Source organism: Oleiphilus sp. HI0043 (assembly GCF_001634935.1).
Genome location: NZ_LWEY01000292.1, coordinates 1 through 805, shown reverse-complemented (window position 1 = coordinate 805; position 805 = coordinate 1). Strand labels below are relative to the sequence as shown.

The window sequence follows — 805 nt, the reverse complement described above, 5'->3', positions numbered from 1 at the left end:
TTCAAGTGTTTGCAATAGGTGTTTATGACCGGCTTCTTCTGAACAGTGAGAGAAAAACAACCAGGGACGAATAGAGGGGTTAATTCGCGTTGCTACTAAGGCTGCTGCCGAGCTGATAAAACCGTCTACCAAAACGCTAATACCCAGTTGAGCGCAGCGAATATAGGCGCCAACCAGTCCGGCAATTTCAAAGCCGCCAAGCTTGGCCAATAGTTCGCTTGCTGTCGTATCACTGGTTTTGTGAAGGTCTAAGCCTTGTTGTACAGCCTTGAGCTTTCGCTGGATACCTTCGTCATCAATACCCGTTCCTCTTCCGATGAGCTGCTCCACAGGTAAGTCAGTCAAGCCTGCTGTTAAAGCGGAAGCGCTGGTGGTATTACCTATGCCCATCTCACCACCAATAAACAGCTCGATACCCAACTCTTTTGCTTGTGATGCTGATTGAGCCCCGGCTTCTAGTGCTTGGCTTAGTTGTTCCTCGCTCATCGCGCTTTGCTGGCAGAAGTTCGCGGTGCCGGCAGTAATACGCTGGTCAGTCACGCTATCTAAGGGAGCGAGTTCATTGACTGTGCCTAGGTTAATTACGCCGAAATCAGCATTCAATTGGCGAGCTAATACGGTAATCGCGGCACCGCCAGCGGCAAAGTTTTTTACCATCTCACCTGTCACGATTTGAGGGAAGGCCGAAACACCTTCATCAACAACACCGTGGTCTGCAGCAAAAATACGGATCATGATCTTGTCTATAGTGGGTACTTCCTTGCCTTGTAAGCCAGCAAATTTGATTGCTAGCGATTCCAGCTGG

Annotated in this window: 1 protein-coding gene; it reads right to left on the bottom strand. The window is 49.3% G+C overall.

The genetic code is table 11. From position 1 onward, the window contains the following. Nucleotides 1–805 (bottom strand): nicotinate-nucleotide--dimethylbenzimidazole phosphoribosyltransferase (cobT, locus tag A3729_RS04185; RefSeq protein ID WP_068633239.1); only part of this gene is annotated, 805 nt, incomplete at both ends.